The 21,737-nt window shown below is 58.0% G+C and carries 21 protein-coding genes; 17 read left to right on the top strand and 4 right to left on the bottom strand.

What is annotated here, in order from left to right; genetic code table 11:
• Position 1: 1 nt before the first annotated feature.
• The 16 genes from V8J84_RS00605 to V8J84_RS00530 all read left to right on the top strand — a co-directional run bounded on the left by V8J84_RS00605 (position 2) and on the right by V8J84_RS00530 (position 17,865).
• The gene (locus V8J84_RS00605) at positions 2-1,198 is read left to right on the top strand and encodes an ABC transporter substrate-binding protein (RefSeq protein WP_339927568.1); all 1,197 of its coding nucleotides are present in this window, start codon (positions 2-4) and stop codon (positions 1,196-1,198) included.
• A gap of 57 nt (positions 1,199-1,255) precedes the next feature.
• Complete coding sequence (locus tag V8J84_RS00600) at positions 1,256-2,899, top strand: ABC transporter permease (RefSeq protein WP_339929028.1); 1,644 nt, start codon at positions 1,256-1,258, stop codon at positions 2,897-2,899.
• Positions 2,892-3,542, top strand: coding sequence for an ATP-binding cassette domain-containing protein (locus tag V8J84_RS00595; RefSeq protein ID WP_339927566.1), 651 nt, complete (start codon positions 2,892-2,894; stop codon positions 3,540-3,542). Before V8J84_RS00600 ends, V8J84_RS00595 begins: the two co-directional genes overlap by 8 nt.
• A gap of 102 nt (positions 3,543-3,644) precedes the next feature.
• Complete coding sequence (locus V8J84_RS00590) at positions 3,645-4,964, top strand: hypothetical protein (RefSeq protein ID WP_339927564.1); 1,320 nt, start codon at positions 3,645-3,647, stop codon at positions 4,962-4,964.
• A gap of 73 nt (positions 4,965-5,037) precedes the next feature.
• Positions 5,038-5,820, top strand: coding sequence for a ThuA domain-containing protein (locus V8J84_RS00585; RefSeq protein ID WP_339927562.1), 783 nt, complete (start codon positions 5,038-5,040; stop codon positions 5,818-5,820).
• Positions 5,817-6,866 (top strand): Gfo/Idh/MocA family protein, encoded by a 1,050-nt coding sequence (locus tag V8J84_RS00580; protein ID WP_339927560.1) that lies wholly within the window; start codon positions 5,817-5,819, stop codon positions 6,864-6,866. The genes V8J84_RS00585 and V8J84_RS00580 overlap by 4 nt, the downstream gene beginning before the upstream one ends.
• A 57-nt stretch (positions 6,867-6,923) precedes the next feature.
• On the top strand, positions 6,924-8,594 hold the full coding sequence (locus tag V8J84_RS00575) for a glycosyltransferase family 4 protein (protein ID WP_339927558.1): 1,671 nt from the start codon (positions 6,924-6,926) through the stop codon (positions 8,592-8,594).
• 83 nt (positions 8,595-8,677) lie between these two features.
• The gene (locus tag V8J84_RS00570; RefSeq protein WP_339927556.1) at positions 8,678-9,460 is read left to right on the top strand and encodes a hypothetical protein; all 783 of its coding nucleotides are present in this window, start codon (positions 8,678-8,680) and stop codon (positions 9,458-9,460) included.
• A 9-nt stretch (positions 9,461-9,469) separates the two neighbouring features.
• Positions 9,470-10,828 (top strand): tetratricopeptide repeat-containing glycosyltransferase family protein, encoded by a 1,359-nt coding sequence (locus V8J84_RS00565; RefSeq protein WP_339927554.1) that lies wholly within the window; start codon positions 9,470-9,472, stop codon positions 10,826-10,828.
• On the top strand, positions 10,825-11,226 hold the full coding sequence (locus V8J84_RS00560) for a DUF6165 family protein (protein ID WP_339927552.1): 402 nt from the start codon (positions 10,825-10,827) through the stop codon (positions 11,224-11,226). The genes V8J84_RS00565 and V8J84_RS00560 overlap by 4 nt, the downstream gene beginning before the upstream one ends.
• Positions 11,223-11,990, top strand: coding sequence for an FkbM family methyltransferase (locus V8J84_RS00555; RefSeq protein WP_339927550.1), 768 nt, complete (start codon positions 11,223-11,225; stop codon positions 11,988-11,990). Before V8J84_RS00560 ends, V8J84_RS00555 begins: the two co-directional genes overlap by 4 nt.
• Before the next feature lie 85 nt (positions 11,991-12,075).
• Positions 12,076-12,906, top strand: a complete 831-nt coding sequence (locus V8J84_RS00550; RefSeq protein WP_339927548.1) for a flagellar motor protein MotB — start codon at positions 12,076-12,078, stop codon at positions 12,904-12,906.
• A gap of 102 nt (positions 12,907-13,008) precedes the next feature.
• Positions 13,009-14,304, top strand: a complete 1,296-nt coding sequence (locus V8J84_RS00545) for a flagellar hook protein FlgE (protein ID WP_339927546.1) — start codon at positions 13,009-13,011, stop codon at positions 14,302-14,304.
• Positions 14,305-14,328: 24 nt separating this feature from the next.
• Positions 14,329-15,756 carry a flagellar hook-associated protein FlgK gene (gene flgK, locus V8J84_RS00540; protein WP_339927545.1) on the top strand — a complete coding sequence of 476 codons (1,428 nt, stop codon included), beginning with the start codon at positions 14,329-14,331 and terminating at the stop codon, positions 15,754-15,756.
• 1 nt (position 15,757) lies between these two features.
• Complete coding sequence (locus V8J84_RS00535; RefSeq protein WP_339927543.1) at positions 15,758-16,759, top strand: flagellin; 1,002 nt, start codon at positions 15,758-15,760, stop codon at positions 16,757-16,759.
• A 38-nt stretch (positions 16,760-16,797) separates the two neighbouring features.
• Entirely contained in the window at positions 16,798-17,865 is a 1,068-nt protein-coding gene (locus tag V8J84_RS00530) for a flagellar basal body P-ring protein FlgI (protein WP_339929026.1), read from the top strand.
• Positions 17,866-17,931: 66 nt separating this feature from the next.
• Here V8J84_RS00530 and fliP read toward each other — a convergent pair whose 3' ends face one another.
• The 4 genes from fliP to fliF are packed head-to-tail and all read right to left on the bottom strand — an operon-like array spanning position 17,932 to position 21,107.
• A complete protein-coding gene (gene fliP / locus V8J84_RS00525; RefSeq protein WP_445285947.1) occupies positions 17,932-18,663 on the bottom strand; it encodes a flagellar type III secretion system pore protein FliP in 732 nt (243 codons plus the stop codon).
• Entirely contained in the window at positions 18,656-18,952 is a 297-nt protein-coding gene (locus V8J84_RS00520) for a FliM/FliN family flagellar motor switch protein (RefSeq protein WP_339927541.1), read from the bottom strand. Before V8J84_RS00520 ends, fliP begins: the two co-directional genes overlap by 8 nt.
• The gene (locus V8J84_RS00515; RefSeq protein ID WP_339927540.1) at positions 18,949-19,515 is read right to left on the bottom strand and encodes a FliH/SctL family protein; all 567 of its coding nucleotides are present in this window, start codon (positions 19,513-19,515) and stop codon (positions 18,949-18,951) included. The genes V8J84_RS00520 and V8J84_RS00515 overlap by 4 nt, the downstream gene beginning before the upstream one ends.
• Positions 19,515-21,107, bottom strand: a complete 1,593-nt coding sequence (gene fliF, locus V8J84_RS00510) for a flagellar basal-body MS-ring/collar protein FliF (protein ID WP_339927539.1) — start codon at positions 21,105-21,107, stop codon at positions 19,515-19,517. The genes V8J84_RS00515 and fliF overlap by 1 nt, the downstream gene beginning before the upstream one ends.
• A 107-nt stretch (positions 21,108-21,214) precedes the next feature.
• Between fliF and V8J84_RS00505 the strand changes: the two genes are divergently transcribed.
• Positions 21,215-21,730 (top strand): flagellar basal body-associated FliL family protein, encoded by a 516-nt coding sequence (locus tag V8J84_RS00505; protein ID WP_339927538.1) that lies wholly within the window; start codon positions 21,215-21,217, stop codon positions 21,728-21,730.
• Positions 21,731-21,737 lie beyond the last annotated feature (7 nt).

The following is a 21,737-nucleotide window of genomic DNA, read 5'->3' as shown; positions in this document are numbered from 1 at the left end:
GATGAAGTATCTGGCCCTGATCGCGGCGCTAACGCCGATGACCGCACTGGCGCAAACGGACCCTGCGGACTGGGATGCGGTTGTTGCCGCAGCCGACGGGCAGACTGTCTATTGGCACGCTTGGGGTGGGTCCACGCAGACCAATGATTTCATCGCGTGGGTCGGCGAGCAGGTTGCCGCTGAATACGGCGTGACGCTTGAGCATGTGAAGCTGACCGACACCGCTGACGCCGTGACCCGTGTTCTGTCCGAAAAGCAAGCGGGCGAGGATGACGACGGCGCGGTTGATATGATCTGGATCAACGGTGCGAATTTTGCTGCGATGAAAGAGGCCGATCTGCTGTTCGGCCCTTATGCAGAGCAGCTACCGAACTGGGCGCTGGTCGATGTGGATGGCAAGACCGTGCAGACCGATTTTACCGTGCCCACCGATGGGTATGAGAGCCCGTGGGCGATGGCGCAGGTGGTGTTCGACTATGATACGGCTGACATCGAAGCGCCGATGGGGTCCATGCAGGAAATCCTTGAGTGGACGCAGGCGAACCCCGGGCGTTTCAGCTATCCGCAGCCGCCTGATTTTCTGGGCACGACTTTCCTGAAGCAGGTGCTGGTTGATGTGCTGGACAATACCAGCGTGTTGGCCCAACCCGCGACCGACGAGAATTACGACGAGATCACCGGCCCGCTCTGGGCGTATCTGGATGAGTTGACACCAAACCTCTGGCGCGAGGGGCGGGCCTATCCGCCGACAGGGACGGCGATGTTCCCGTTGATCGCGGATGACGAACTGGACCTGTCGATCTCGTTCAGCCCCGGTGCTGCGTCTGCCGCGATTGCCAACTTTGAACTGCCGGAAACCGTGCGTACGTTTGTGCTCGACAAGGGCACCATCGGCAACGCGTCGTTTGTGACGATTCCCTACAACTCCGGCAGCAAGGAGGGCGCGATGATCGTCGCCAATTTCCTGATGTCGCCAGAGGCACAATCGCGCGCGCAGAATCCCGATTTGCTGGGCTACGGCACGGTGCTGGACGTGGCGAACCTGCCCGCCGAGGACCGCGCGTTGTTCGAGGCACTTGAGTTGGGTATCGCCACGCTGTCACCCGAAGAGCTTGGCACCGTCGTGGCAGAGCCGCACCCAAGCTGGGCCACGCGTTTGGCTGACGACTGGCAAACACGCTACGGCGTAGCACAGTAAGCACGCGTGACGTCCCGCCGCTATTTGCCCGCGCTGCCAGCGATCACGTTGCTGGCGATGCTGGGGCCGGTCGCGGCGGGGCTTTACGGGACACTTCTGCCCGCCTTCGGGCACTTGCCCGTCGCAGGACAGACCGGCCCGAACCTGAATGCATTCCGCGCACTGTTTGACTGGCCGGGGCTATGGGATGCGGTCCGGCTGTCGTTGACGACAGGTTTGCTTGCCACCTCTGTTTCGCTTCTCATTGTCATGTTGATCGTCGCGGGCTGGTCCGGCACGCGGGCGTTTGGTGCATTGGAACGGCTGCTGTCACCGCTATTGTCAGTGCCACATGCCGCGGCGGCCTTTGGGCTGGCGTTTATCATCGCGCCATCCGGTTGGCTGGCACGGATCTTTTCGCCTTGGTTGACTGGGTGGGAGCAACCGCTGGACCTACTGATTGTGCAGGACCCGTGGGGGTTGGCGATGACGCTGGGTATGATCACCAAAGAGGTGCCGTTTCTGTTGCTGATGACGCTGGCGGCCTTGGGGCAGGCGGATGCCACGCGGTCGGTCGCCGTGGCGCAGGCATTGGGCTACGGGCGGCTGACAGGGTGGCTCAAGACAGTGTTCCCGCGCGTCTATGATCAGATCAGGCTGCCGGTTTACGTGGTGCTGGCCTACGCCATGTCGGTGGTGGACGTGGCGATCATTCTGGGGCCGAACACGCCGCCGCCTTTGTCGGTGCAGGTCGTGAAATGGATGTCTGACCCTGACCTCAGCCTCCGCTTGCAGGGTGCTGCCGGTGCGTTGGTGCAGCTTGCGCTGATCGTGCTTGGCCTTGCCATCTGGCGTTTCGGTGAAAAGATCATCGGCTGGGCTGGCAAGCGTTGGATCGTGGCGGGACGACGCGGGCGTGCTGATCCGCTTGTGGGTGGCATTGCCTTGGGCATAGGTGCTGTGTCTGCCCTTGCGATCCTTTTGGGACTGGCGAGCCTTGCTGTATGGTCATTTGCAGGGTTTTGGGGGTTCCCCGATGCGCTGCCAGACGGGTTTACGTGGCGCAACTGGATGCGGCACAGCGGCGGAATATCGGACGCCCTGTTTGAAACGGCGGTGATAGCGGGCGCTGTGACGCTGGCTGCATTGGTCCTAACAATCGGCTGTCTTGAGGCGGAGTGCCGCTACAACCTGCCGTTCAGCCAATTAAGCGTCTGGCTGCTGTATCTGCCGCTTCTGATCCCGCAGGTCGCCTTCCTTCCGGGTTTGCAAACGCTGTTCCTTCAGCTTGGGGCGGACAGCGGGCGGGGGCCGGTGATGCTGGCGCATCTGATCTTTGTACTGCCTTACGTATTTCTGTCGCTCGCCGATCCGTTCCGGGCTTGGGACAGCCGGATGGGGACGATTGCGGCGGCCTTGCGTGCCTCACCCGACGGTGTGCTGTGGCGCGTCAGACTGCCGATGTTGCTGCGCCCTGTGCTGACGGCGACAGCGGTGGGCATCGCGGTTTCGGTGGGGCAGTATTTGCCGACGCTTCTGATCGGGGGCGGACGGGTATCGACCCTGACAACCGAGGCGCTGGCGCTTGCATCTGGCGGCGACAGACGGGCGATTGGCGTCTACGGGCTGATGCAGACAGCGGCGGCGCTGGTGCCTTTTGCGCTGGCGCTGCTGATCCCCGCGCTGGTGTGGCGCAACAGGAAAGGGCTGCGGCATGGATAATGCAGGGCTGACACTGGACGGCGTGACGATCGCAAAGGACGGCGCGCAACTGCTGGCGGTGTCGCACCACGTAGCCCCCGGCGAGGTGTTGACGGTGATGGGTCCGTCCGGCGTGGGCAAATCCACGTTGCTGGCCTTTGTGACGGGCACACTTGCGCCGGTGTTCGACGCGACAGGGCGTGTGATGCTGAACGGGCAGGACATCACCGATGTGGCCCCGCATCAGCGGCGTGTCGGCATACTTTTTCAGGACGACCTGCTGTTTCCGCATCTGTCGGTTGGGGCGAACCTTGCCTTTGGTCTGCCTGCTGGCGGGACCAAGGCCGAAAGGCAGGCTAAGATCGCCGACGCGCTGACCGAAGTGGGGCTTGAGGGATACGCAAGCCGTGACCCCGCCACCCTGTCTGGTGGACAAAAGGCGCGTGTTGCGCTGATGCGCATGCTGCTGTCCGATCCTTGCGCCCTGCTGCTGGACGAGCCGTTTTCACGGCTGGATACCGCCCGCCGCGCGCAGGTGCGTGATATGGTTTTCGCCCGTGCCAAGGCCCGTGCCCTGCCGATCCTGATGGTCACCCACGACGCCGAGGATGCGCAGGCCGCTGGCGGCACGATCATTACCTTGCAGGCCACCGACGCAAGCTGATCCATCACCTAATCACCCAGATATTGCCTTGATCGCGGCCCAGTTGCGCCATGGGCCTGTGACACTTTCCGTCCAACGACACCATGTGTGAGGACCGGAAAAATGCTCAAGCAACTGATCCAGAAGGCGACATTTGCCATCGCGACAAAGCGTGGCGTGGCGCCCGAACCGCTGCCCGAACACGAAGAACAACTGCCCCAGTCCTGGGCCGAAAAGCGCAAAGAGCCAGCCCCCGTGGCAGCGCCCACCGACGCGCTTGATATGATCGTGGTCCCCGAAAGCGCGCTGGCCGCTTTTCCTGACAATCCCCGCCCCTTGGTGGATGCTGTTGTCGGATACGTGAATTTCCTGCTTTACGATGTGCAAATGCACCCCACCGAGGTGCCGGTCGAGGCGATGCAGGCCTATCGCTGTGACGCCTATCACGCGCAGGTGTGCGATGGTGGCCATGTGAAATATATCGACACGCATGCAGATCAGCTGACTGCGATCATCAGCGATCTGATGGGCGGCCTGATCGGTATGGGCGACGCAAAATACCAACGCATCGCAGGCGACATGGCGACGTTTGTCGGCTCCGATAAGGTCACTGATAAGCAAGAGGCTCTGACACGTCTGGACCAGCCGTTTTACGTGCATGACAAGAAGGTCCGCTTCACGATGGTTCTGGCCGAATGGATTGCAGATTGCGAGATTTTGCTGACCGTGCCGGATGCGATGCTGTCCGATGTTTATGCGGCGATCGCCGGACCGCTGTCCCGGAATGCCGAGATCGAAATTGACGCGCCAGCGGGTTCAGTCGACACCGAAGGCCACGAGGCCCCCCTTGTTCTGGGGCGCATTGCGCAGTTCAGCAATATGCTGACCGACACCCGCAAGCTGGGTTTCGGGCTGGCCGGCGGGTCGGCCAAGAACCCTGTCGTCGGGTTGGGTGGCACGTTGAAGATGGATGTGGATGGGCAAATGGTGCCGTCCACGCTGATCTATGCCGGTCAGGGCCAATGTTGGGGTCTGATTGATGATAAAGGCGCGGCCTTTCTGGCGCATGACTTTGACGAAGAGGCCGAAATCGCCTTTGTCGGCGAAGAACTGTCTCGCGTCTCGACCGATGATATCGACACTGTGCGCGACATTTGCACCGACCTGCGCGCGGCTGCGGCCATTGATTTGATGATCGCCCAGCATGATGCCGATCTTGATATCGATTTCCTGTCTGTTCACGCAATTACGGGCGATGACCCTGCTGATCCGTGTTTGCAGATTTATGCAGTCTATGATGGCGGTGCTGCTGCATTTATGGCCGAGATTGATGCCAGTGGCGCGACCCTGCTGGCAGAACCATCCCATGAAACCTTGGTCACCGTGCAACGCGTCGAGATCGAGGAACATGCGCAAGACCGCGCATCATCCGCTGCCGCCTGACCATCGCGCCTTGATCTTGTAACGCGCCCCGCGCAAGGTAATCCCAAAGCGCTTTGGGAAAAGGGGTGTCGTGATGACCATTCGGGCCGTTGTCTGGGGCGAAAACGTCCATGAACAGACCAATCAGATTGTCGCGGATATTTATCCAAAGGGCATGCACGGCGCGATTGCCGATACGCTGATCGCCGACGGGATCGATGCCACAACTGCCACACTGCAAGAGCCAGAGCATGGACTGACCGAAGAACGATTATCGCAAACCGATGTGCTGCTGTGGTGGGGTCATGCGGCCCACGGGGATGTTGATGACGCTATTGTCGAAAGGGTCGCAGACCACGTCAATGCTGGCATGGGCCTGATCCTGCTACATTCATCCCACTTTGCCAAAATCTTCAAACGGTTGATGGGCACGCCGTGCAACCTGACATGGCGCGAAGCCGGTGAGCGGGAACGCCTTTGGGTCACGTCCCGCAATCATCCGATTGCCGCAGGCTTGCCGGACCATTTCTCGCTTGAGAACGAAGAGATGTATGGTGAGCCGTTTGCCGTGCCCGAACCGCTTGAGACGGTTTTCATCAGTTGGTTTCAGGGGGGCGAAGTGTTCCGCTCTGGCCTGACCTACAAACGCGGTGCGGGGAACGTGTTCTATTTCCGCCCCGGCCATGAAACCTATCCGACATATCACGATGCGAATATCCAGCGGGTGCTGTGCAACGCCGTGCGCTGGGCGCATAACCCCGCACCGCGTGTCACCGGACTGCATGATGCGCCAAATGTTCCCGCCGAGGCGGCGCTTGAGCCGATCACAGCGCGCGGACCACGGCTGCACAAAGACGGCGAGGAGGGATTCAAGTGATCCGCCTTTTGATCGTCGGCACAGGTGGAATGGCCAACACCCATGCCGAGGCTTTTACAAAACTGGATGGCGTGACAATTGTTGCGGGTGTTGATCCCGATGCAGAAAAGCTGGCTGCGTTCTGCGCAAAACACGACGTTCCACACAGCTTTGCCGATATCGACAGCGCTTTGGCGTGGGGCGCATTTGATGCAGTGGCGAATGTAACGCCAGACAAAATCCATCACCGCACCACGCTCCCGTTTCTGGCGGCGGGCAAACATGTTTTGTGCGAAAAACCATTGGCGACGTCCCACGCCGACGCGCTGGAAATGGCAAAGGCCGCACAGGCGGCGGGTGTCGTGAACATGGTCAATCTGACCTATCGCAACGGGGCGGCGATGCGGCACGCAGCAAAGATGGTCCGCGATGGTGCCATCGGAACCGCCCGTCATTTTGAGGCGTCCTATCTGCAAAGCTGGCTGACCCAGCCTGCGTGGGGCGACTGGCAGACCGAAGATCAATGGCTTTGGCGCTTGTCCACCGCGCATGGATCGCTGGGGGCCTTGGGTGACGTGGGCGTGCATATCGTTGACTACGCCACCCATGTCGCTGGAGCGGATGTGGCCCGAGTATCGTGCAGGCTCACAACGTTTGATAAGGCCGAAGGCGGTCAGATCGGTGAATACACACTGGATGCCAACGACAGCTTCAACATGCATGTGGCGCTTGAAAACGGGGCGGTCGGGGTGATCCACGCCAGCCGCATGGCATCCGGGCATTTCAACGATTTGCATCTGCGAATCTACGGTGATCGCGGCGGGCTAGAGGTCAGTTCCGTGAATTTGGAAACACGGCTGCGGGCGTCTATCGGTGACGATATGCTGGTGCCGCGGTGGGTAGATGTGCCGACACCTGAGGTGCAGGATAATTTTGCGGCCTTCATCGCCGCGATCAAATCGGGGAGTGCCGCGAAACCGGATTTTGCCCGTGGCGCGATTTTGCAGCGTGTTCTTGATCTGGCTGTCGCCTCAGATGCGCAACAGGCACAGGATCTTTGCGTCTGACGCCTTGTGCGAAAGGGTTTTGCCCGCCACTCTGTCGCAAATATCCGTGGATGACAGATGACCTCGAAACTTGCGATTTTCTTTCACAGCGACGCGGTTGAAGGCGATGGCAAAGATCTTGTCGGGCGCAGATCGTCAGGGAAGTCGTTTCTAAAGGGGTTTCTGGAACATTCAACGCATGATCCGGTGCGGGCTTTTGTCAGCAGCCCCGATGCATCCGAAGGGTTTGAACAGGCGGCACGGGCCTGTGGTGAACGGCGCGGTTTGCAGGTGTCGTCGCTGCGCAGCGAAAAGGATTGGACCGATGCAGGCGCAATCGTTTTTCCCGGTCCCGGTTATCTGGATGCCACGTGGCGGCGTCAGCATTTTGACCCGACCGCCTGTTCGCTGATTGGTATTACGCACACCGTGTCCACGCGGCGTGTGATGACCGGATTGCACAACTTGCTGTTGGAACCGGTTGAGCCTTGGGACGCGATTATTTGCACATCCCGCGCCGTGCAAAGCGTGGTCGAGCGGCAGATGGGCCTGAGTGTGGAATTCATCAAACAGCGCTTTGGCGCGACACGGGTGACTGTCCCGCAACTGCCCGTAATACCGCTTGGGATTAACGCCGAGGATTTCCGCCACTCACCGCGTGCGCGTGCCGCGATGCGCAAGACGTACGATGCGCCTGACGATGCTGTTGTTGTCATGACAATGGGACGCCTGACCGTCGTGGAAAAGGCCAACCCCGTGCCGCTGTTCCTTGCACTGGAAGAGGTCGCGCAGAAAACAGGCAAGCCGGTGCATTTGTGGATGGTCGGTTGGGCATCGCGTCAATCCGAAATGACATTGCACAAAGACGGCAGCCGGTTGTGTCCATCGGTCAAGGTCAGCTTTATCGACGGGCGTGACCCGCAGGTCCGGCGCGATATCTGGTCTGGTGCGGATATCTTCACGCTTCCGGTGGATAACATTCAGGAAACATTCGGCCTTGTGCCGGTCGAGGCGATGGCGGCAGGTCTGCCGGTTGTTATGCCCGATTGGAACGGTTTTCGGGATACGGTGGTCGATGGCACCACCGGATTTTTGATCCCGACCGCGATGCCTGCACCTGGATCGGATGCGGGTGCACGGCTTGCAAGGCGCTTTGCGGCCGGAACGGATGGATACCTCAGTCATCTGTCGATTGTGCAGCAACAGACCCAAATCGACATGCGCCGCTATGTGGCAGCATTGGCCGATCTGGTCGCTAACCCAGATTTGCGCAAAACAATGGGACAAGCAGGTCATGACCATGTGTCGGCGAAATTTGATTGGTCAAAGATCATCCCGCAATATCAGGCGCTGGCCGATGATCTGGCCAAGATGCGTACATCCGCCAAGGTCACGTCGCCACGGTTTGCCAGCGGGCCAATAAATCCGCTCGAAGTTGATCCGTTTGATCTTTACGCAGGCTACCCGACAGGCACTGTGGATGCAGACACGCTTGTTACACCACGCGCGCAGCTTCACGCACCAAAGCTGGCGGAACTGGATCAGGTCAACGGCCGCAAGCTCTACAAACGCAAGATGATGCCGGATGCCAAGGTCATCGCGGTATCGGCATGGCTGGCCGAAAACGGGCCGGCAACGGTTGCAGATATCGGACAGGGGACCGGAATCAACAGCGCGGTTGTGACCGCATCCGTGCTTTTTCTAGCAAAATATGACTTTGTCGCGTTGACTGTGTTAAAGCCAAACTAACGCCGCATTTTTTACGTATGCGAAACAATTGAAGACATAGCCAAGAGAACCGCATCAGGCGGGCGGGGTAAAAAGGGATCAGGATGCAGCTTTCCGTTCATTTTGAAAACACGCAAGGCACAGACGCCACATCGGGTCCGGTCAAGGTGGGCTGGTTTTTGAACCAGCAAAAAGCGGGCATTGTCTATTACCCCCCCGAACGGGTGCGGTCCGCTGATATGAACAAAACCCACGCCAAATCCGCATCGCGGTGTCCGGCGGTGATCAATCTGGAAAGCCGCTATTTCGCCGTGCGCTGCCCGTTTGATCTGCACCTGCAATTTGGGCGCGACAAAGACGGCAAACCCGCCCTGCGCAATCTGAACGGTGAGGCAAGCGGTATCAGGGGCAACAAGCTGCGCGAAAAGCTCCATATCGCGAGCGAAAACGAATGGCGCTATCCCGGTGTGCCGACCATCCAACTAAGCCTGCCATACGTGTTTATCGCGGATGAGCCGGTTTACATGTCGCAAATCTCGCCCTTCATGCATCACCCCCGTGACCCGCTGCCCGGCACGATTTTTGGCGGGCGGTTCCCGATCAACGTGTGGCCGCGTCCGCTGATGTGGGCGTTTGAATGGCACGACACGGACAAGCCGCTGAAGGTGCGGCGCGGCGACCCGCTATTTTATGTGACGTTCGAGACGATGCCGCAGGACAGGTCTGTCGTCATGGTCGAGGCCGAGGTGACCAAGGATCTTGATGACTATATGGAGCTGATTTCGGGCGCGGTGAACTACGTCAACCAGACATTTTCACTGTTCGAAGCAGCAGAGGCGCGCCGCCCGCCCAAGCTATTGTCGCCGGTCAAGCGCGGTGCGGACTAGGGCGCGGCGATGCAACCATCCTTGAAAGACCTGCGCGCAACAGCGCTGCGGCTGCAACAGGCTGGCAAGCTGACCGAGGCGTTGCCAGCCTATTCGGGCTATCTGAATGCTGCGCCGCGCGATGCGACAATGTGGTCGAACCTTGGTGCCTTGCATCGTGCCGCAGGACGCCATCGGCAGGCGTTGCGTGCGCATCGGCGTGCGGTGGCCATCGCGCCGGATATCGTGTCCTATAAAAACAATCTGGCCAACGTGCTGTCCGATATCGGCCGCTATGACGAAAGCATCGCGGTGCGGCAGGATATTCTGTCGACCAATCCTGATGATTTGAACCACAAGGCGATGATTGGTCGCTGCCTGCGCGGAAAGGGCGATTATCATGCCGCGATAGACTACCTGCAGGCTGCAATCGCGGATCATCCCGAAGATACCGAACTGCGGATGCAACTGTCCTTCGCACAGCTTGGGGCAGGGGACTACGCAACCGCGTTTGAGACCTACCGCGTCAGATGGGAAGCGGGTGAGTTGAAACCCCGCGATGTCCCGTTTCCGGAATGGACGGGCGAACCGCTGGACGGCAAAACGGTGTTGGTCATGCCGGAGCAGGGGTTCGGGGACGCGGTTCTATTCTCACGGTTTGTCAAAACGCTGAAGACTACGGGCGCAACTGTACTGGTCATGGCCGAAAAGCCTTTGTTGCAGCTTTTCGAAGGTCTGGAGGGTGCCGATTGGGTCGGCTTACAGCTGTCCAAATCTGCGCCTGTCGATTTCTGGATCAATATGATGGATCTGGCGGCGCTGCATTTTGCAGATAGCAACGATGTGCCCGTGCCGACCAAACTGACAATCCCCGACGCGTCCCGCGACCGTGCGCGCGCGATCATCAAACCTTACCCTGATGTGTTCAAGATTGGCGTCATCTGGACCGGCTCGGCCACCTATAAGGGCAACGCCTTCAGATCCTTCAGCCACACCGATTTCCTGCCTCTGACCGACATCGCGGGCGTGCAGCTTTTCTCGCTTTATAAGGGACCGTTTCTGGACGCGTTCGAGGCTGACGGATCGTCGGCCTTTATGGTGGATGCAGGACGGACCGAAACCGGATTTGCCGATTGCGCCGCCATGATGGAGGAAATGGACCTGATCATCACCTCCGACACCGCAACAGCGCATATCGCCGGATCACTGGGCGTGCCGACATGGACCGTGCTGCACTGGGATGCGTTCTGGGTCTGGCGGCATGAAGGCGACACAACACAATGGTATCCGGGCATGCGTCTTTTCAGGCAAAAGACGCCGCTGATCTGGGACGGCGTGATGCAAGAGGTGCAAGACGCCCTGCTGACCAAGATGAAAGAACATGTATGAATGACATCCTGACACCCATCGCCCCCGGTGAGCTGATCGACAAGCTGACAATTCTGCGGCTCAAGACCGAAAACATCTCGGACCCCGCCAAGCTGGCCAATGTGCGCCATGAACAGGACGTGTTGCAAAAGGTCGCTGACGCTGCAATCCCGCCATCGGATGACCTGACACGCCTGTGGGCAGAGCTCTACCGGATCAATGGCGACCTTTGGGTGATCGAGGATGACATCCGTAAATGTGAAGGGCGCAACGACTTTGGCCCCGCGTTTATCGCACTTGCCCGCGCGGTCTACGTCACCAATGATGAACGCGCATCGGTCAAAAAGCAGATCAACCTGCTGCTTGGGTCCGATCTGATCGAAGAAAAATCCTACTACAGCCCGAAAGACACCGCATGAGCCAGGAATCACTGATCAACGCCGCACGGCAGGAACTGATTGCGGCGCATGATGCGCTGGTCAAGGAACTGGCAGGCGATAAAACCCGCAAGCGGGGCGCGCTGAACCGTCAGGTCCACGAGGTGCGCCAGATGCTGGACCGCCGCTATACCTATGCATCGCAAGCGGGACAGGACGTGGTGGTTGATCGCGTGTTCGATCGCAAGCGCGGTGGTACGTTTGTCGACGTGGGCGGCTATGACGGTGTGACCGGTTCAAACAGCATCTTCTTTGAACAATGGCGCGGGTGGACCGGGGTGTTGGTCGAACCTGTCGCCCAACATCTGGAGCACGCCATGACGGTCCGGCGCTGCCCGTGTCTGGGCTATGCCGTGGCCCCGACAGATGGCGAGGCCGAGTTTATCGCCGTTACCAAGGGTTTTACTCAAATGAGCGGTTTATCAGATAGCTACGATCCCAAGATGCTGGAACGCGTTCGCGCCGATCCGCGTCACGCGGAAACGGTTCTGAAAGTGCCGACAAAAACGCTTTCGTCAATTTTGAATGAAGCGGGGATCGTGCATCCCGATTTTGTATCGCTAGATATTGAAGGCGGTGAACTATCTGTTCTGGAAGGATTTAATTTCCTCGATCACCGCGTAGGCGCTTGGGCGATTGAAAACAATTCCGGCACACCCGACATTGCCAAGCTGATGAATAGCCAAGGATATGAATTGATCGAATTGTGCGGACCTGACGAGATTTACATCCGTAGAAATCACTGAAAACTCTCATCAATTTCCACCTTTAAGACCCTCTTCACGGGCTGCTTCATAAGCCTCGTGAAAAGGTTCAAAGAGGTGTCAGAACATGAGCGCGCAGACAAATGCCCCGATCATCATCAAACGCAAAAAGGTCATCGCTGGCGGTGGCCACCACGGCGGCGCGTGGAAGGTCGCTTATGCGGACTTTGTGACCGCGATGATGGCGTTCTTTATGCTGATGTGGCTTTTGAACGCGACAACTGAACAGCAGCGCAAAGGGATCGCCGACTACTTTTCCCCAACCGTTCCGGTGTTTCGTGTGTCAGGCGGCGGCGATGATATGTTTGGCGGCGATAGCGTGTTTACCCAACAGAACATGTCCCAGACAGGTCAGGGCGCCAGCGCGATGCAAGCGGGCCGCGCGGCTGGCATCGGCCAAAACCCCGAAGATGCCGCCGCCGAGGCAGCCTTTGTCGCAGCCGTCAATGATATCGAGGATGAACTGCTGGGGCGCGGCGGCGAAAGCGCGCTGTCCGAACAGGCCCTGCGTCACATCATCACCCGCGTGACCGACGAGGGTTTGATTATCGAGATTTTCGATCTCCCCGGCGCGACACTGTTCGAAGACGGCAGCGACACGCCAAATCCGGTCACCCAAGAGATCGCCACCATGCTGGCCGAGGTGCTGCAACTTGTCGAAAACCCACTCGCCGTTAGCGGCTATATCGCGGCGCTTCCCGTTGTTGTGCGTGAAAATACCGCATGGGACCTGTCGATGAGCCGCGCCATCCGGATGCGCATGATGCTCGAAAGCGGTGGGTATAATCCACAGGATATTCAGCGCATTACGGGATTTGCAGACCGCGTGCCTGCGGCCTCTGATCCAGCAGCAATCCGCAACAACCGCATCGAAATCACGGTTCTGCGCACGCCATAAAACAGTTTGCGAGGTTTCGTTGCGGCGTTAGCGGCACGTTAAGTCATCGGGTCTAAGGATGGGGCAAATGAATTGCCCTATCCCGTGCAGAAAGGCCCTAATATGACCATTTCCTCTTCGCTGAACGCCAGTGTGGCCGGCCTCGCGTCAAACGCGACCCGATTGGCCAGCATCTCTGACAACATCGCGAACTCAGCGACGTATGGCTATAAACGCGCCGTGACAGACTTTCATTCGATGGTCATTTCCTCGGGGCGCGGGACTTATTCAGCAGGGGGGGTGCGTACGACCAATACCCGCCTGATTGACCAGCGCGGGTCACTGGTCGCCACCGGAAATGCCACGGATTTGGCCGTGCGCGGGCGCGGCATGCTGCCCGTCACGCCAGAGGCATCGGTGGCCAATGGCGAAAATCCGATGTTACTGACAACCACCGGTTCTTTCCGCCCCGATGAACAGGGCTTCTTGCGCAGCCCCGCTGGCCTGATCCTGATGGGTTGGCCTGCAACGGTTGATGGTGCGGTGCCCACCTTCCCGCGCGACGCTGTCGATGGGCTGGAGCCGATCAAAATCAATTCCAACCAGTTCGCAGGAGAGGCAACAACCCGCGTTGATCTTGCCGTGAACCTGCCAGCCACTTCGACAGAGGCGGCATCGATCACAGGTGCCGAAACCCTGTCGATTGAATATTTCGACAACCTTGGCAAATCTGCCAATCTTGAGATTAATTTCACACCCACCGTTCCCGCAACCGGCGCGTCCAATGAATGGACAATGACAGTTGCAGACAGCGCATCAGGCGGTGCTGTGGTTGGTGAATACACGCTGACATTCGATGACACGCGCGGCGGTGGTGGAACGCTTCTTGCTGTGGCTGACGTGTCCGGCGGCCCCTATGACGCGGCAACGGGCACATTCTCGGTTAATGTGGCTGGCGGTCCGATGGATATCACCATCGGCACACCCGGGACATCTACGGGGCTGACCCAACTTTCGGATGCCTTCGCACCGGTTGCGATCTCCAAAAACGGCACGCCCGTTGGCAGCCTGACCTCCATCGAGGTTGATCCCAATGGGTTCGTCCGCGCCTCATTTGATATCGGGATCAATCGGGTGCTTTATCAAATTCCACTCGTAGATGTGTCACACGTCAACGGACTGGAGTCGCTCGATCAGCAGACCTATCGCGTAACCCCAAACAGCGGGTCGTTCTTCCTATGGGATGCCAGCGACGGCCCGACCGGTGACATCGTGGGCTTCGCCCGCGAGGAATCCACGACGGATGTGGCCGGTGAACTGACCCAGCTGATCCAGACCCAACGTGCCTATTCATCCAATGCCAAGGTCATTCAGACCGTCGATGAAATGCTGCAGGAAACCACCAATATCAAACGCTAACGCGCTATTGAAAGGGCCTGACAGATGAGCATCACAAGCGCGCTGAACAATGCTGCAAGTGGTTTGACCGCAAACGCGCGAATGGCCGAAACAGTGTCGTCAAACCTCGCGAATGCGCTGACAGACGGTTACGCCAAACGCAACGTAGCCCTGTCTGCACAGCAAGTAACAGGCGGCGTACGGATCGATGGCATCGTCCGCCAGACAGACCGTGGCTTGACTGGCGACAGACGACTTGCCGATGCGGCGCTTGGCGGCGGTCAGCGCAGTGCAAATGCGATGCAAGCCCTGAGCCGGGTCTTCGGGGACATTGGCGCCCCTGACAGCCTGCCGGGCCGATTAGCAGCATTGGAACAGTCTCTCCTCAGCGCATCGGCTGACCCCGCTTCCGAGACGCGGCTGACGGCCGTTATCAATCGACTGAAAGATGTGACAGGCACGATGAAGATCCAATCGGACGCCATCCAATCACAGCGCGTTCAGGCAGATGCGTCGATTGCCCGCGATGTAAACGACTTGAACACCGCGCTGGAACAGGTCGAAAAACTGAACGGTGATATCCTGCGTCTGCGCGGCTCCGGTTTGGATACATCCAACGCACAAGACGCGCGGCAACAGGCGATTGACCGCGTGGCGTCACTTGTTCCGATCCGCGAGCTGGACCGCGCTAATGGTCAAGTCGCCCTGATCACCACTTCGGGGCAAACCCTGATCGACGGCAAAGCTGCAAACTTTGATTTTCAGGCAACGCCTGTCATCACTGCTGACATGACACTGGCCTCTGGCGCATTGTCCGGCATATCGATGAACGGACGTCCGCTTGACCCTGCCGATGGCGTTGGCCGTTTGGCAGGTGGTGCTTTGGCCGCGTCATTTGCTCTACGGGACACGACCCTGACTGCGATGCAAACCGATCTTGACGCGATTGCTGCCGATTTGATCACACGGTTTGCCGATCCTGCGGTTGACCCGACATTAGTACCGGGAGCGCCGGGCCTGATCACAGATCGCGGCGCTGCGCTGGCCGCGACCCCGCTGGAAGGCCTCGCAGGCCGATTGCAGATCAACCCGAACGTTGATCCATCCAAAGGTGGCGACGTATCGCGCTTGCGCGACGGTGTGGATGCTGCTGCCGTCGGACCTGTTGGTCGCAACACGCAGATCAACGCATGGGTTGATGCATTGCGCCAGATCACCCCAATCGCTGGCACGTCAGCTGCGGGCCTTGCATCGCGGTTCGAAGAGGGATTTAGCCGCGCTCGACTAGACACTGAAGCTGACACTGCTTTCGCCACGGCCCGATGGGAAACCTTGCGTACTGCCGAACTCTCTCTCGGTGTCGATACCGATCAGGAATTGCAGCAACTCCTTGTGATCGAACAGGCCTATGCGGCGAATGCAAAAGTCATCCAGACGGTTGATTTCATGATCCAGCGATTGATGGAGATTTAAAATGATAACGACCGGTATTGGGGACGGCATGCGCCAGTTTCAACTGTCGCGGCAGACCACATCGCTCAAGTCTGATCTGGGCCGACTGAGCCAAGAGCTCAGCACCGGACAGGTCGCGGATCGCGCCGCCGCTGCCGATGGCAGAACCGCCCAAATCAGCGGAATCGAACACAGCTTGGCGATTCTGAAAAGCTTTGAGCAAACGACGCGCGAAACAGGCCAGTTGCTCGGAACGGTTCAAAGCACCCTTTCTTCTATTGATGACCAACGCGGCCAGCTTGCGCAGGACCTCATTGTCATGACCCGCGATAGCCCCGCTTTCCAGATTGATCAGGCCGCGGACAACGCAGCAGATACATTCGAGAGTATTCTTTCCCGCCTCAATATAAGAAGCGGGGACCGCAGCGTATTTTCCGGCGCTGCCGTCGATCAGCCAGCGGTGACGGATGCAGTCACGATTATCGCGGCACTGCAAACAGCGGTTGCGGGCGATACCACGGCGGCGGAAATGACCGCATCAATAGCCGCATGGTTTGATGATCCGGCAGGATATCAGTCCATCGGTTATACAGGCGATGATGGGCCATCGGTGACCAGAGACTTATCAGCGACCGACACGATAAATCTCGATTTTCGTGCAGATACCGTCGAGTTGAAACATCTTCTCAAAGCGGCAGCAACCGCTGCGATGGCGGATGCGCTACCCGGACTAAGCCGAACGGTGAAGGCGGAACTTCTGGCAGAGGGGGGTATCGCACTGCAAGGCGCGGCTTCCGACATCGCCCAGTTACAAGGGCGGGTTGGCTATGCCGAAGCGACGGTGGAAAGGGTCACGGTGACACAGACCGCAGAATTGACCACGCTGACAGCGGCAAAAAGTGATTATGTAACGGCCGACCCATTTGAAACCGCCACACGATTGCAAGCATTGCAGGTTCAGTTGGAAACGCATTACGCGCTTACATCACGCCTGTCGCGCCTCAATCTCACGGCTTACTTATGATCGGGCGTGGCATTCTGACAGCGGCGGCAATCGCGTTGATGGCTCCCTCAGGTTTATCAGCGGCGCCAATCCGTTTGAAGGATCTGGTGGAATTTGACGGCGTGCGCGCGAATGATCTGGTCGGCTACGGACTTGTTGTCGGATTGAACGGCACGGGCGACGGGTTGCGCAATGCGCCGTTTACAGAAGAAATAATGACCAACATACTTGAACGCCTCGGCGTCAATGTCACTGGAGAGCAGTTCCGCCCTAAAAACGTGGCTGCAGTCCTCGTGACAGCAAGCCTTCCTCCGTTCGCGCGGGCGGGCAGCCCGATGGATGTTACCGTGTCGGCAATTGGCGACGCCAGCAGTTTGCTTGGCGGCACCTTGATTATGACCCCGTTGAATGCTGCTGATGGTGATATTTACGCAGTTGCCCAAGGCACGATTATTGCCGGCGGTGTAACAGCTGCGGGCGATGCAGCAACTGTAACGCAAGGTGTTCCAACAGCAGGCGTTATCCCATCCGGTGCTACGATTGAGCGGGAAATAGACTTTGATTTTTCCAGTCTTACCACTCTTCGGCTTGCCTTGCGTACGCCGGACTTCACCACTGCCGGCCGGATCGAAAGTGCAATCAACAGCCATTTTGGTAGCCACGTTGCGCTGATGATGGATGCTGGCACCGTTGAGCTCGATATCGCGGCCACTCACATGCAATCGCCTGCGCACGCGCTTGGGCGGATCGAAAATATTATGGTAGAGCCTGAACGCCGCGCCCGTGTAGTCGTCGATCAGCGATCTGGAACGATTGTTATGGGTGATGATGTACGTATCAGTCGTGTCGCGGTCAGTCAGGGCAACCTGACACTTCGGATCGAAGAAGCACCGCTTGTTTCGCAAGCAAATCCGTTTGCACCGGGTGAAACAATCGTCGTGCCGCGCACAGCAGCGGCGATCACCGACGAGCCGGGGATTGGCCTTGCTGAAGTTCGGGAGGGAACCTCGCTAAGTGAGGTCATTGCTGGCCTGAATGCTCTGGGTGTCGCACCGCGTGATATGATCGATATTCTAAAAAGCATCAAAGCGAGCGGCGCGCTGCATGCCGAGTTTATCGTGCGCTAGACGGATAACGCCGTTTTCAAAAATTTTGTCAGCCAATGAGGCGGTAAAAATGCTGCAGATAACGGACTAGCCGTAGCTGCCTACAAGGCTTGCAGCGATTAGCGCCCAGCCATCGGCAACGACAAAAAAAGCCAGCTTGAAGGGCAACGATACAATTGCGGGCGGAACCATCATCATACCCATCGACATCAGGATCGCCGCAACCACCAGGTCAATTATCAGAAATGGAAGAAAGATCAGAAATCCGACCTGAAATGCCCGCTCCATTTCGCTAAGCATAAAAGACGGCACGATTGTCGAAAGCGGCGCATCAATAATTGCCGTTTGCTGGGGTATATCAGGGCGCAAGGTAGCCAAGGTTTCGAATGTATCGGGCGCGATTCGGCGTTCCATGAAGTCCCGCAAAGGGGCCATGACCGCATTGAAACCCTCTTCGATCTCCATCGTGCCCGCCATCAAGGGCTGTACGCCCGAAACCCAGCTTTCGGTGAAAACCGGCTCCATGACGAAGTAGGTCAGAAATAGTGCCAGACTGACCATCAGCATATTTGGTGGCGATTGCTGTAATCCAATCGCTTGCCGCAAGATTGCCAAGACCGTCACGATAAATGGAAAACAGGTGACCATAATTGCGATGCCGGGCACAAGACTTAGAACCGTGACAAGGATCAGCAGTTGCACCGTACGTGTGGCAAGCGTGCCATCGTCGCCAAGACTGAAATTCAGGTCTTGCGCAGTCGCAGGTCCCGCGAAAATTGCAAAGGCAAAGCCTAGGCTTGCGAGGACGATCTTAAACAAGATCAGCCTTTTGCAACATGACTTCGGTCAAACGCACGGCAAGGGCGCCGGATTCTCCGGTTTCGTCTTCCTCCAACTCGCCCCGCGCTATAAGTTTTTCACCGATGTAAATCTCAACGGGATCGGAGATCCTACGGTCGAGAGGTAAGACCGCATTTTCGCTCATCTCGAGCAAATCCCGTACCAGCGGCCGCGCCTTGCCAACAGTCACGGTAATTTCAATCGGGATATTCTCAAGCAAACTTGGACGCGATTGGGTCAATTGCGGATCTTGTGAGAGGTCGGTCATGATGACTGCCTTTTCTGATATGTGGTGAGGTTGTCGAAGACGGCCGAGATCTGCACCAGAGCCAGATCAAGATCAAGGTGCGTTTCCCTGTGCGGACCAGAGACCAAGGCCGCATGAGATGTCATCGTCGGATCGCCAACGAAAGTGATGAAATTCTCGGCATGATCGCCGAGCGAGGCCTTGATGGCATCCAATTGGTCCTTCGGAACACAGATCGTCATCGGTGCTTTTGCATCTTGCGCGATCGCGGCGTTGATCAAATCGAGCAGCTGGCTGCGTAGACTTGTGGTCAGCACAGCGGGCAAAATTCTGTGCATCAGGGTTTCGCAAAGCGACGTCATTTGCGCCGTCACATGCGCTTGCGCCTCTGCAAAACCAAATGACATATCGGCGATTTCTTGCACTAAGGTCGCCTTTAACAAGTCCTGTTCGTTTAGGATCTCTTGTTTGGCCGCAGCCTCTCCAGCCGCAAATCCATCCTTGTAGAGCGGTGTATTCGTTGGATCGCTGCGGTGACCCGGGGAAGGTGACCGCGTGTCAAAGTCTTCGAGATTGATCAGCATTATGTCCTCTCTTCTGTGACGGGGTCTTCAATCCAGTCTTGAAGAATTTGGATGGTTTCAGCTTCGCGCTCTGCAATTTTCTGACGCAGACGACCGACCGGATCAGCAGGTTCGGCGTCTTCGATGGCTGCGGCCGCAACACCGGGTTGCTGCGAAACTGGTCCCTGTAATGAAATGGGCGTGCTTGAGCCTGCGATTGCGCCTTCAATGACGTCAGGCGGCGGCAAGGCAACGCTGGCTTTCGGTGTCAAAATGGGTCGAACAACGAACAGGCCCAGTATCAGCGCAACAATCGCAAGGGCGGCAATTTGGGCGAGTTGCATCACATTGTAAGCGGGGGGCGCATCAAGAATTCCGGCCGCCGGCGCGCCTTCAACCGGCTCAAACGCCATAGATTGCAGTGTGATTTCATCACCGCGCGCCTCATCAATGCCGACGGCGGCGGCGACCAATGCGGTCAGTGCTTCCAGCTCTGGATCGTCGCGGGCGACGGTTGTCACTGTCCCGTCTGCGGCAGTTTCGGTCAATTCATTGACCAAAACGGCGACCGTCAAGCGTTTGACCGCGCCCGGATCGCGACGAATCTCGCGTTGTGTTTCAGAGATTTCGTAGTTCGTCAGGGACCGCGTTTCGCTGTTTTCGTTCTGGGCCGAACCTGCATCCGCACCCGCGTCACCATCAGGAAGGTTGGAGGCGACGGTGACATCGCCACCGCGGCTATCCTCCGATTTTCCAGTGCTTTCCTGAACATCCGTTGAAATCGCAACACGGCTGTCGGGATTAATGATTCGTTCCGAAATGATCTCGCTGTCAGTCACTGTATCGACTGAAACCTCGACCAATGCATTGCCAGCGCCAACCCGTGCGGCAAGAATTCTTTGGGCACGCAGGCGTAACACCTCGGCCAACTCCGAACCGCCAGGTTGGGCGGCAGCGCCTTGGTCGCCCGATAACAGATTTCCATCGTCGCCAATGATGGCAACATCACTGGGCGACAGGCCGGACACGGCACCGGCCACGAGATATTGCATCGCGTTGATTTGCTGGGCGGACAGGACGCCGCCACTGGCCTGAAGTGAGACGGACGCCGTTGTCGCCTGATCGCGCTGGAACGGGCGGCCAATGGGGGCCGAGATATGCACACGCGCTGACCTGATCTGCCGGCTGGCCATGATCGTGCGGGCCAATTCCCCTTCTTTTGCACGCCAATATGCCGCGTCGAACATTTGTGACGTCGTGCCGAATCCGGTCAGCGTATCGAGCAATTCATAACCCTGACCGCCACTTGCCGGTAATCCTTCACGCGCGAGTACAAGGCGCAGATTATCGCGTTGCGCCGAATCGACATATATCGCACCGCCGCGCACGTCATATGGAACGCCCTGCTGTTCCAGCGTGGCTATGACATCGCCTGCGGGTCCTGCCTCTAACCCACCGAAAAGAAGCGCATAATCAGGTTGGTTGATGCTCCTGACCATGAAGATGACAACCGCAATGATTGCCGCACCTGCCAGCAGGGCAACCATTCGCCGCCCGTTATCAAGCGCATTCCATCCGGCCAAAGCATTTTGCAATTCAGGTTCTCCCTTCACGTCCGACCCTTCTGGCTCGTGAATTGCTTTTGACTGATCAGACTTAACAATCAGTTAGGGCTTTGCGGGTTATTTGAAGTTCATCGCAATTTGGGAGAACCCGAAAGATGACGACCACCGCTGATCCGGACGAAGCGCCGCCGAAAAAGTCGAAATTGCCGTTATTGCTCGGGCTTGTGCTTGCCATTTTGGGTGGCGCAGGCGGGTATTTTGCTGTGGCGATGGGCCTGCTGACCTTTGGTGGTGCTGCTGCGACTGATGACGATTATGGCGGGGGCGATGCGGCTTCTGATTATGCCGCAGATGGATCCGATACTCAGGCCAGCCTTGCGTTTGTGGCGCTTGATCCGCTCCTGATTTCGATTCCTTCTGATACCGGACGCAGCTTTTTGAGATTTGCAGCCCAGCTAGAGGTGCGACCCGAATACATGGCCGAGGTCGAGAACCTGAAACCTCGGATTGTCGATGTGCTGAACGGGTATCTGCGTGCCGTTGATATCGCGGAGTTGGAAGATCCGACCGCCTTAGTACGGCTGCGTGCGCAGATGTTGCGCAGGCTGCAAATCGTCGCGGGTGAAGGGCGCATTCGCGATTTGCTGATCATGGAATTTGTACTGAATTGAGGATGTA

The organism is Yoonia sp. 208BN28-4, from assembly GCF_037543925.1.
GTDB lineage: Bacteria > Pseudomonadota > Alphaproteobacteria > Rhodobacterales > Rhodobacteraceae > Yoonia.
This window is presented reverse-complemented; position numbering and strand designations above follow the sequence as displayed.

Excerpts from the sequence above, each read along its gene's own strand:
- V8J84_RS00530 (WP_339929026.1), top strand. The coding sequence starts at position 16,798 with ATGGCTCCCTCAGGTTTATCAGCGGCGCCAATCCGTTTGAAGGATCTG.
- V8J84_RS00565 (WP_339927554.1), top strand. The coding sequence starts at position 9,470 with ATGCAACCATCCTTGAAAGACCTGCGCGCAACAGCGCTGCGGCTGCAA.
- flgK (WP_339927545.1), top strand. The coding sequence starts at position 14,329 with ATGAGCATCACAAGCGCGCTGAACAATGCTGCAAGTGGTTTGACCGCA.
- V8J84_RS00560 (WP_339927552.1), top strand. The coding sequence starts at position 10,825 with ATGAATGACATCCTGACACCCATCGCCCCCGGTGAGCTGATCGACAAG.
- V8J84_RS00575 (WP_339927558.1), top strand. The coding sequence starts at position 6,924 with ATGACCTCGAAACTTGCGATTTTCTTTCACAGCGACGCGGTTGAAGGC.
- V8J84_RS00515 (WP_339927540.1), bottom strand. The coding sequence starts at position 19,515 with ATGCTGATCAATCTCGAAGACTTTGACACGCGGTCACCTTCCCCGGGT.
- V8J84_RS00545 (WP_339927546.1), top strand. The coding sequence starts at position 13,009 with ATGACCATTTCCTCTTCGCTGAACGCCAGTGTGGCCGGCCTCGCGTCA.
- V8J84_RS00550 (WP_339927548.1), top strand. The coding sequence starts at position 12,076 with ATGAGCGCGCAGACAAATGCCCCGATCATCATCAAACGCAAAAAGGTC.
- V8J84_RS00605 (WP_339927568.1), top strand. The coding sequence starts at position 2 with ATGAAGTATCTGGCCCTGATCGCGGCGCTAACGCCGATGACCGCACTG.
- V8J84_RS00585 (WP_339927562.1), top strand. The coding sequence starts at position 5,038 with ATGACCATTCGGGCCGTTGTCTGGGGCGAAAACGTCCATGAACAGACC.
- V8J84_RS00505 (WP_339927538.1), top strand. The coding sequence starts at position 21,215 with ATGACGACCACCGCTGATCCGGACGAAGCGCCGCCGAAAAAGTCGAAA.
- V8J84_RS00520 (WP_339927541.1), bottom strand. The coding sequence starts at position 18,952 with ATGACCGACCTCTCACAAGATCCGCAATTGACCCAATCGCGTCCAAGT.
- V8J84_RS00535 (WP_339927543.1), top strand. The coding sequence starts at position 15,758 with ATGATAACGACCGGTATTGGGGACGGCATGCGCCAGTTTCAACTGTCG.
- V8J84_RS00555 (WP_339927550.1), top strand. The coding sequence starts at position 11,223 with ATGAGCCAGGAATCACTGATCAACGCCGCACGGCAGGAACTGATTGCG.
- V8J84_RS00570 (WP_339927556.1), top strand. The coding sequence starts at position 8,678 with ATGCAGCTTTCCGTTCATTTTGAAAACACGCAAGGCACAGACGCCACA.
- V8J84_RS00590 (WP_339927564.1), top strand. The coding sequence starts at position 3,645 with ATGCTCAAGCAACTGATCCAGAAGGCGACATTTGCCATCGCGACAAAG.
- V8J84_RS00600 (WP_339929028.1), top strand. The coding sequence starts at position 1,256 with ATGCTGGGGCCGGTCGCGGCGGGGCTTTACGGGACACTTCTGCCCGCC.
- V8J84_RS00595 (WP_339927566.1), top strand. The coding sequence starts at position 2,892 with ATGGATAATGCAGGGCTGACACTGGACGGCGTGACGATCGCAAAGGAC.